Here is an 8,875-nt window from a genome sequence, read left to right on the forward strand (position 1 = left end):
GCGATGAACCTAAAAAAAGCGGCAATGAGCATCAGTAAGCCAAACGTTACAAGTTTCCATTTTTTTATCTGACGCAGAAGTTTCAACATCTATTTTATCTCTCATCAAGAAGGTTCTGATAACGCTAAGGTCGTCCCTATGAGAAAGATTATACCAGAGTAAAATCAAGCGTTTTGCATTGAAACTTACTTGTCCATGTCTGCGGAAAATAAGCCTAGCTCTAATGTGCCCAACTTCGATTTAGAGCCTCCCTAAAAACAAACAATCATCACACCCGACTTCACTGACTTAACCCTCAAATCAACCTTGTATTGAATTGCTCCGTAAAACAAACCAAAGCGATGGAAATCGATTCGAAGTGATCGTTTTATCGGACTGTCATCTAATTTTTGTACTTTGATATAACAAATAGCTCAAAAGTTATTGAGCGATCGTTCAGTTATATCAAATTTTCCACTATAGTTGATTGGTCAAACAACTCACAACAAGGAAAAGTTATGAATCCAAATACCGAATCTCAATCAACGCCGACTCGATCTATCCCTCAAGAAGCATTTGATTGGTACGACGAATATGCACACGGCCTGATTGATCGCAGAGAGTTTATGGCTCGTCTATCTGGGCTAGCTGTACTTGGCTTAACCATGACGACGCTAACTTCTGCACTGATTCCTAATTATGCGCAGGCAGAGCAAGTCTCTTTCAATGACCCTTCCATCAAAGCAACCTACGAGAAGTTTCCTTCACCTAAAGGACACGGCGAAGGCTATGGTTACTTGGTTGTACCCAAAGAGTTAGAGGGCAATGCGCCTGTTGTATTGGTCATTCATGAAAATAGAGGCCTCAATCCATACATAAAGGATGTGGCAAGACGACTCGCAGCGGCGGGGTTTATTGCGTTTGCACCTGATGCACTCTATTCGCTTGGCGGGTATCCAGGTAATGATGATGAAGGTCGAACGATGCAGAAGTCGCTATCAAAAGAGAAAATCGAAGAAGACTTTATCGCAGCGGCAAACTTCTTGAAGTCCCATGAAAAAAGTAACGGTAAGCTAGGCGCAGTCGGTTTCTGCTTCGGTGGCTATATCGTGAATATGTTGGCCGCTGTCATGCCAGAGCAACTCGATGCAGGCGTTCCATTTTATGGTACTCCTGCCGCACCAGATTTAAGAAAAAATGTAAAAGGCCCCTTGCTCATCCAATTTGCGGGAATCGATAAACGCGTGAATGCGACTTGGCCAGATTATGAAGCCGAACTCAAAGAGAACGAAGCAGACTACACAGCTTACATCTATGACGGCGTGAACCATGGCTTCCATAACGATTCAACTGGCCGCTATGCTGAAGAAGAAGCAGAGTTAGCTTGGAAACGTACACTTGAGTTCTTTAACCAAAAGCTTTCTTAATAGTTAGCTTTACTGAACCCGTTTTCTTTAGATTCCGAGTGACTGCCCTATTCCCTACAAAACCCAAAAGGCCTCGCACTCGCGAGGCCTTTGTTGGTCGGTAATCAGTTCCTCCCTTTTCCCATTACCAACAATAGGTTTGAGATGTAAACCAAGGGGGTTAGAAGGGGATTGTCGGTCGAGTCTCACGTACAGAAGCCTCGTTGATTCACTGACTTAACCGCTCATCAATGTAACTTCGCTTCAAACAAACCTATTGACCCGATCGCGCAAATAGATAATATAGATAGCTAGACGTCTACATGTCTTTTATTTATTAAATGGAGTTATCATGAACAGCTACAAAAAAATCACAGCATCCCTGTTGGCATTAGCTTTCGTATTCGGTGTAACAGGATGTGGAAAAAAAGACGAGGCTGTCATCAAGATTGGGGCGACAGTTGGCCCACATGCACAAGTTGTACAAGCTGTTGCCAAAGAAGCAGCAAAGCAAGGGATAAACATTGAACTCGTCGAGTTCTCAGACTATATCACCCCTAACGCAGCATTAGATGATGGAAGTATCCAACTGAACAGTTACCAGCATCAGCCATTCCTCGATAACTTTAATGCCAATCACGATAGCCAGTTAGTTTCTATCGGACGTTCAATTTTGATGCGTATGGGCGTTTACTCGAACAAGTACACTTCGCTTGATTCTATTCCCGAAAACGCTCGAATCGCGATTCCAAACGATCCAACGAATGGCGGGCGTGGACTATTACTGCTTGAAGATGCAGGGCTGATCTCATTAAAAGACAACGCTGGTTTCAACGCGTCTTTAAACGATATTGTTAGCAACCCGAAGAACATTCGATTTGTTGAAGTGGATGCCGCGCAGCTACCCCGCTCTCTTGACGATGTAGATGCTGCTGCAATCACCATGAACTATGTAATGTCGGCTGGACTCGACCCTAAGAAACAAGGCATTTACTTAGAGAAAAAAGACGCACCTTTAGCAGTGATGGTTGTTGCGGCGCGAGAAGAAGACAAAAATAATGAAACGTATAAAAAGATTATCTCAATTTACCACTCACAAGAGATCAATGACTTTTTAGACAGCACTTTCAAAGGCACCATCGAAGCCGCAAATTAAGCTAAATCGTTTCAGATTTGGCGTTGCATGATACTCATAAAGCAACGCCAGATTTGAGTTGGCGGGTTGTCGTTGACGCATTCAAGCTTCTTTTCAAATTAGAGAGCAAAGCTTTAGTTACTTGAATGGAGGTTGAAAACCATATCGTCAGAGCAGATTATGTAAGCATAAAATTCAATTAAATCTGGGGGCTTTGCATGAAAAAAGAAGTGATACTTTTTGATATAAACGAAACGGTTTTAAATTTGGAGTCATTACAGCCTAAATTTAAAGCGGTGTTTGGAAAGGAGGATGCATTATCACTTTGGTTTTCAAAGCTTTTACACTCTTCAACGGTTTGCATCGCAACAAACGTAAAATCTACTTTTTCTGAATTAGCGAATGCAGCGCTCAACGCTATTGCACAACGGTACAAGTGTGATTTAACGGCGGAAAGCAAAGGTGCCTTGTTAACTTCTTTTGCCAATCTACCACCGCACACAGATATCAAAGCGTCTTTGCTCAAATTGCGCGAGAACGGGTTTAAAACCGTCGCTTTTTCCAACTCATCCCTCGATCTCATCACTTCTCAAATCAAGAACTCAGGCTTAGAAGATTATTTCGACACCGTCATTTCCGTTGAAGAAACAGGCAGTTTCAAACCCAATTCAGATGTGTATAACTTTGCAGCCGAAACTTTAAAAGAGCCTGTCGAAAACCTTCGTCTTGTCGCTACTCATGATTGGGACAATCATGGTGCGCTATCCGCTGGCTTACAAGCAGCCTATATAGACCGAACAGGAGTTGAGTATCATTCCTTGTATTTGAAACCGGAGATTAGCTCAAGGACGATGAATGGTGTGGTGGAACAAATAATTAAGCACAATTTAGACAAGTAAAATCTCAAGAGACTTTTCTACTCCTGATTCGATACAACCACCCTGTAGTGGTCAACAAATTCCGGACACTGACTTAACCGCTTTGATCAACCTTGTGTTGAACTGCTCTGGTTATAGAGACGCTGTCGGTTACCTAAAAACTGCAGTTACCTAGCAACAAATATAAGCTAGCAACAAATATAAGCTAGAAACAACTGTACGATTGAGGAACGCGTTTTTCTTCATCCCAGCCTAATAGCTCAATATTGATCAATGACTTGCGCTTCTCATTACACAGTGAAGCGATATTGATGATAGGCAGTTGGCTACGAAACTGCGCTGTAAGGATGACCTTTTTACTTTCGTTAAGGCTGCTTCTGCATTGCGACAAAATCGCTTCAGTATCTAGTTGGTGTGCGTTCTCGATAATTTGGATATCAGCATTCTCTTGATAGCAATCTATCAACCAAGATACAGCAGGCTCTTCTATGCTGGTGAGCACGATGACATCTTTTGTTGTAACCAATTCTTTGAGTTCAGATAGTTTGAGTTCAGTTTCCATAGTTACCCTCATTCAGCAGCAAATACATTAAAGTCGATTGCCCAGTTTAGCCTGTGCTAAGTGGTAGCCTCTGTCGATCATCTCTTGTGAGCGATCAAACTCTAGGGTGCCACAAGCATTGCGTGGGATCTCAAGCGTGATATCGGCGGGGTAAGCGGCCAACTTTTGGCGAGCAATGGTCGATTGCATCGCATCAAATGCTTGGTTGGCAATATCGTAAAAAGCAAAGTTGAAGCTCATTTTGCTTTTTACACTGCTACCGAGGTTATCGATAAAATGCACAACCTTCTCATGCAGGTTGCTCTCTTTTGTTGGCAGGGAAACCGGTATCACTTCCTGTTTAACCATTTCAGGTTCACCACCTAAATTCACAGCCAGTGTAAAGTCTGTATTATCACCAAAGGTAGGCGCAATCGGTACGGGATTAAGAACGCCGCCATCAATCAGCACTTCTCCATTGATAACGTGAGGGGTCAAGAACAGTGGCAAAGAGATAGAGGCGCGAATGGCATCAAACAGAGAACCTGATTGCAGCCAAACCTCTTTTTCATCGGCGACGTTAGCGGCAACTGCGGTATAAGGGATGGGCAGATCTTCAATTGAAATCTCGCCGATCAGTCCACGCAGAGTGTCGATGATCTTGTCCCCTTTGAACATACCACTCGACTGCCATGAAAAGTCCAACAACATCGCCATATCACCTTGATCGATACTGGTGACCCACTCTTCAAATTCATCCAACTTGCCCGCAGCGTAGACACCACCGATAAGTGCGCCAATTGAACAGCCAGAAATGGATTTTATCTGATAGCCATGCTCAATTAACCAGCGGATGACTCCAACGTGAACCAAGCCTCTTGCGCCACCACTGCCAAGTACCAATGAGATCGTTTTTGCCATCATATTAATCCTTTAGTTTTAAATTCTAGGTGGGCTAACTCGCCGATTTACCAATTCGCCGATCTCAACTCACTGAATCACTCTCAGTCCATACGGGTAATGAAGGTTTGCTCGTCATCGACAAAAGCCACGTAGTCGCCGTGATAGATAAAAACCCGACCTCGCCCTTCAACGATACACGCAAGCTGTGGGTTCAAATCTTCTTCAATATCTCTACTTTGAAAAGTGCCGGTATCGGTGATCACACCGCGGAGTTTAGGCAAAAATCCATAACTGCGTTTGGCTTGATCAATCAGGCTCAACTCGCTGGCGGTAGAAAAGCAAGCTGGGATTGGGCCTGCATCTTCGATAAACATAGTTTTCAGTTCTTCAAAGGCTGTAATTACCAGCCAGTCGATGCCATTTACGTGATGGATAAACATTGTTTATAAATACCTAGTTTCTCGATAACTCTAATGCGGAGATTCTATCACTATCAAGTGCAGAACGTGGGAGAAATTAAGGGACTACAAATAACCAGACACATACTATCTACAGGGTCTAATACTAGTCGTCCGACTCTACGACTAATGTCTAACCGACTGAGTCTATTTGTTTTTTTTGGTTTGGTATAAGGTACTAACAACTAAATGTTAATGGGTTTTTAATTATAAGTTGACGCATTGTTTGCACTTCATACCGTGAGTCAACAACGTTTGTTGGAATAACACACCTAAGAGTGTGAACGAAAGGAATCAAAATGAGCACTACTTTAGAGTCCGCACATATACAAACAGAGAAGCCTCAAGCCAATGAGGATGTACTCACCTATGAACAACAACATAAACCAAGCTCAGAGTTTGAATCCCGAGAACAGTATCTAGAACACGAATTGCAAATCATGTCGCCTAAGCGCTGGCGTCCAAATTTGCCGTTTAAAGATTATCGATTTGAGATAGAAGACACCATCCCAGCGATGGCGGCGACCATTGGTAAAGTGGTTATGGTGGGCGCGATTGCAGCCACCTTTGCTGGGGCTCTCGGATTAAATGAAGACTTCATTCTAGAAAACGTTCGTTATGAACTGCTCATCGCCTCTGTTTTCATTATTATTTTCTCTGGCTTTTTATTGCCGACTGCAAACCTCGCAGGGACCCACGGCCCACTTATCCCTTTGATTCCGATTGTGGTTGCAGCAGGTGGACACCCGATGGCGTTTGGCCTGTTGATTGGCGCTTTTGGCCTCATCTTAGCCATCAGTAAAGGTGGCAGCATGTTGGCCAACCTCACCAGTAAAGGCGTGTGTGGCGGCTTATTGCTCTACCTCGGCTTTGTTGGAACCGCCTCTCAAGTGAAAAAGCTTTTCGCTTGGGCTGAAGGAATCGGTATGAGCCACATCGCGTTTGTGGTGATCTTTTGCACCATTATCTTGTACGCGCTACTGGAACACTTCCGCAAACGTTGGTTAGCAGTACCTCTTAGCTGCTTGTTGGGTGGTACGATTGCATTTGCCATGGGCGCCCCATTTGCTTTCCACACTGAGCCAGGCTTGCCCAACATGAACCCTATGTATTGGTGGGGAGAAAATACAGGTTGGATGCTAGGCCTACCGACGATTGAACACTTCATGGTGGTATTGCCGTTTGCGATTCTAGCCGTGGCGATGTGGTCGCCAGATTTCTTAGGCCATCAAGTATTCCAAAAGATCAGCTACCCAGAACGTACCGAAAAAGTACACATGAACATCGACGACACCATGACCACGGCATCAATTCGTCAAACGTTCGGTTCTCTGCTTGGCGGTACTAACTTTACGTCGTCATGGGGGACTTATATCGTACCGGCTGCGATTGCTAAACGCCCTATTCCTGCCGGCGCTTTGCTCACGGCTCTGTTCTGTATTATCGCTGCTGTTTGGGGCTACCCGATGGATTTAGCTATCTGGCAACCTGTACTGTGTGTGGCGCTGATTGTTGGGGTATTTGTTCCATTGCTAGAAGCTGGAATGGAAATGACGCGTGAAGGAAAAACCACACAGTCGGCAGCGATTGTTGTGTTCTCTTCAGCGCTCGTTAACCCTGCATTTGGCTGGGCTCTCACCATGCTGTTAGATAACTTAGGCTTAGTCGGTTGTAAAGAACGTAGTAGTGAACTGAGTAAAATGAGCCGCTGGGTATTGCCTGGCATTATGTTTATTGTGCTAAGTGGTGTAATGGCATTGGTTGGCCTTCTACCGGGGATTCCAGCGATTATCCCAAGTTTTCGTTAATATCGATTTTTGGTCTAAACTCCTCAATGAACAACAGGATGATTTAATAAGGAAATAATCATGGGCAGTAAGATTCAAATAAAGCTAGAGAGACCACGGGTAGAGTTACTACTTGAGCGTTATAAAGAGCTGATTGGGGAAGATTATCTTGGCTATCGTAATCATGTTTATAGAACAATCACTTATGCAATGCACTTTCTAGATTATGATGAACAATTTGAAAAGTTAGTCGAAACCGCATTTGTCTATCATGATATTGGCCTGTGGACTGACCATGAACTCGCTTACCTTGAGCCATCAGAAGCAGTGGCATTAAATGACAATGAAAAGGAAAATTGGGGATTAGACCCTGATGCTCTAAAAGGCGCTATTCACTGGCATCACAAAATCACACCGTATAAAGGTCCACATGAAAAAGTTATAGAAGCTTGTCGAAAAGCGGACTGGATTGATGCATCAAAAGGAATGGTTAAAAAAGGGCTCCCTAAGTCCATGATTGCAGAAGTAGAACAAGCTTTCCCAAATCATGGATTTCATGACACTTTATTAAGATTAGCGAAAGACTACGGTGGTTCTACTTTAATTGGTGGCATTAAAGTGACTCGTGGCATCGTAAAGCTGTAATTTCGTAGTAATGGATAGGTTAGACTTCGTTATTTTTTTCTGAATCATGAGTACATTTAACCTCGCCATTTTTGTCCAATTCTGTGTTCACCCCCCTACTTTTAATTCCCCCACAAACAACTAAGGCCTCGCACACGCGAGGCCTTGTTTTATCTGCGTTCCAACGAACGAGTAGCTAGAAATTTACGATGGTTAACCAAATTAACTCGAGAGCCATTCATCCAGCACCGTGATGAATTTAGGGTTGATGAGATAACCGATGGAAGCATGCGGATTGCCTTTTCCGTTGCGAATATTGAGGTTATAAACTGGGTAGATGTCTTTCATTCCGCCGGGTATCAGATCCAGTTTGAGCATGTCCTTAAAGTCATTTCTAATTTTGCTGTCATGAGAGATAAAATCATCTTCTGCCGATATGTTTATCCATTGCTGAATGTTTAAAGGGTACTTCTTCTCATCTTTCAAGCGGCTCCCCTTTAGCCTATCTTTTACGTTTTCATCTCCTAACGGTGACCCGAGCGTAAGCAATAAGTTGACCTTCTTGTCCGCGCCATAGTCGTGTCTATACTCTCCGTAATGAGACAACTTCCATAACACGTCATAACTGATCATCGACCCAAGGCTGTGCGATACAATCATCACATCATCTTGATTATCGAGCGCTTCTTTCAGTTCAACCATTAGCCTATGTCTGACATCGCTGCCGAAATAGGTATCTTCATTCCAATAATGCGCCATATCTGGCGCGACCTTCGTTATGAGTGTCTCAGCCACACCTAGCTTTCCAAATAGCGATGAAAAAGTATCTGCTAACGCCTCTTTTAGAAAACCAATTTTAGATACCTTGTTATACGTTGTTTTATTGAACTGGCTTGTCTTGTACTTTTTGAGTTCAGACAACGCTTGCTGACGACTTGCAGGGTCTTCCGTTGGTTTGTCTAACAATGTATTTGATAGCTCACCGTAATAGACAAACCGTTTATCGACATCTTTAAAAGCTTGTAACGAACTTGAGTCTCCACAACCTCGCTGCAAGCCATGTTCTATAGCCTCGTACCAAAGTGATTGAAGTGTAGTGGATGATTGATTTTGGCCCGCAGATTAGAGGTTTTGCAATACGTCAGGGGCTCTTCTCCGCTTAGA

The 8,875-nt window shown here is 43.5% G+C and carries 8 protein-coding genes and 1 pseudogene; 5 read left to right on the top strand and 4 right to left on the bottom strand.

The genetic code is table 11. The features are described from left to right. Nucleotides 1–497 precede the first annotated feature (497 nt). The 3 genes from AB4507_RS21195 to AB4507_RS21205 all read left to right on the top strand — a co-directional run bounded on the left by AB4507_RS21195 (nt 498) and on the right by AB4507_RS21205 (nt 3,419). The gene (locus AB4507_RS21195) at nt 498–1,406 is read left to right on the top strand and encodes a dienelactone hydrolase family protein (protein WP_017059076.1); all 909 of its coding nucleotides are present in this window, start codon (nt 498–500) and stop codon (nt 1,404–1,406) included. Nucleotides 1,407–1,737: 331 nt separating this feature from the next. Then, on the top strand, nt 1,738–2,541 hold the full coding sequence (locus AB4507_RS21200) for a MetQ/NlpA family ABC transporter substrate-binding protein (RefSeq protein ID WP_017059075.1): 804 nt from the start codon (nt 1,738–1,740) through the stop codon (nt 2,539–2,541). 197 nt (nt 2,542–2,738) lie between these two features. Continuing rightward, nucleotides 2,739–3,419: a haloacid dehalogenase type II gene (locus AB4507_RS21205; protein WP_372183296.1), complete on the top strand. Its 681-nt coding sequence runs from the start codon at nt 2,739–2,741 to the stop codon at nt 3,417–3,419. Nucleotides 3,420–3,603: 184 nt separating this feature from the next. On the opposite strand, the gene AB4507_RS21210 is transcribed toward AB4507_RS21205, so the two are convergent. The 3 genes from AB4507_RS21210 to AB4507_RS21220 form a co-directional block, all read right to left on the bottom strand. After that, nucleotides 3,604–3,972, bottom strand: a complete 369-nt coding sequence (locus AB4507_RS21210; RefSeq protein WP_032545629.1) for a hypothetical protein — start codon at nt 3,970–3,972, stop codon at nt 3,604–3,606. A gap of 15 nt (nt 3,973–3,987) precedes the next feature. Then, nucleotides 3,988–4,860, bottom strand: a complete 873-nt coding sequence (locus tag AB4507_RS21215) for a patatin-like phospholipase family protein (protein ID WP_017070388.1) — start codon at nt 4,858–4,860, stop codon at nt 3,988–3,990. 83 nt (nt 4,861–4,943) lie between these two features. Next, the gene (locus tag AB4507_RS21220; RefSeq protein WP_017059071.1) at nt 4,944–5,282 is read right to left on the bottom strand and encodes a hypothetical protein; all 339 of its coding nucleotides are present in this window, start codon (nt 5,280–5,282) and stop codon (nt 4,944–4,946) included. Between the two features lie 317 nt (nt 5,283–5,599). Between AB4507_RS21220 and AB4507_RS21225 the strand changes: the two genes are divergently transcribed. Continuing rightward, nucleotides 5,600–7,108, top strand: coding sequence for a DUF3360 domain-containing protein (locus AB4507_RS21225; RefSeq protein WP_372183297.1), 1,509 nt, complete (start codon nt 5,600–5,602; stop codon nt 7,106–7,108). A gap of 60 nt (nt 7,109–7,168) precedes the next feature. Then, nucleotides 7,169–7,732, top strand: a complete 564-nt coding sequence (locus AB4507_RS21230; RefSeq protein ID WP_050645430.1) for a hypothetical protein — start codon at nt 7,169–7,171, stop codon at nt 7,730–7,732. A 201-nt stretch (nt 7,733–7,933) separates the two neighbouring features. Here the strand turns inward: AB4507_RS21230 and AB4507_RS21235 are convergent. Then, nucleotides 7,934–8,800, bottom strand: a pseudogene (locus tag AB4507_RS21235) (hypothetical protein); the annotation flags it as partial. Nucleotides 8,801–8,875: the final 75 nt, after the last annotated feature.

The organism is Vibrio sp. 10N.222.54.A3 (genome assembly GCF_041474095.1).
GTDB classification, from domain to species: domain Bacteria; phylum Pseudomonadota; class Gammaproteobacteria; order Enterobacterales; family Vibrionaceae; genus Vibrio; species Vibrio crassostreae_C.

Coding starts and splice junctions, on each gene's coding strand:
- AB4507_RS21195 (WP_017059076.1), top strand. CDS start 498: ATGAATCCAAATACCGAATCTCAATCAACGCCGACTCGATCTATCCCT.
- AB4507_RS21200 (WP_017059075.1), top strand. CDS start 1,738: ATGAACAGCTACAAAAAAATCACAGCATCCCTGTTGGCATTAGCTTTC.
- AB4507_RS21205 (WP_372183296.1), top strand. CDS start 2,739: ATGAAAAAAGAAGTGATACTTTTTGATATAAACGAAACGGTTTTAAAT.
- AB4507_RS21210 (WP_032545629.1), bottom strand. CDS start 3,972: ATGAGGGTAACTATGGAAACTGAACTCAAACTATCTGAACTCAAAGAA.
- AB4507_RS21215 (WP_017070388.1), bottom strand. CDS start 4,860: ATGGCAAAAACGATCTCATTGGTACTTGGCAGTGGTGGCGCAAGAGGC.
- AB4507_RS21220 (WP_017059071.1), bottom strand. CDS start 5,282: ATGTTTATCCATCACGTAAATGGCATCGACTGGCTGGTAATTACAGCC.
- AB4507_RS21225 (WP_372183297.1), top strand. CDS start 5,600: ATGAGCACTACTTTAGAGTCCGCACATATACAAACAGAGAAGCCTCAA.
- AB4507_RS21230 (WP_050645430.1), top strand. CDS start 7,169: ATGGGCAGTAAGATTCAAATAAAGCTAGAGAGACCACGGGTAGAGTTA.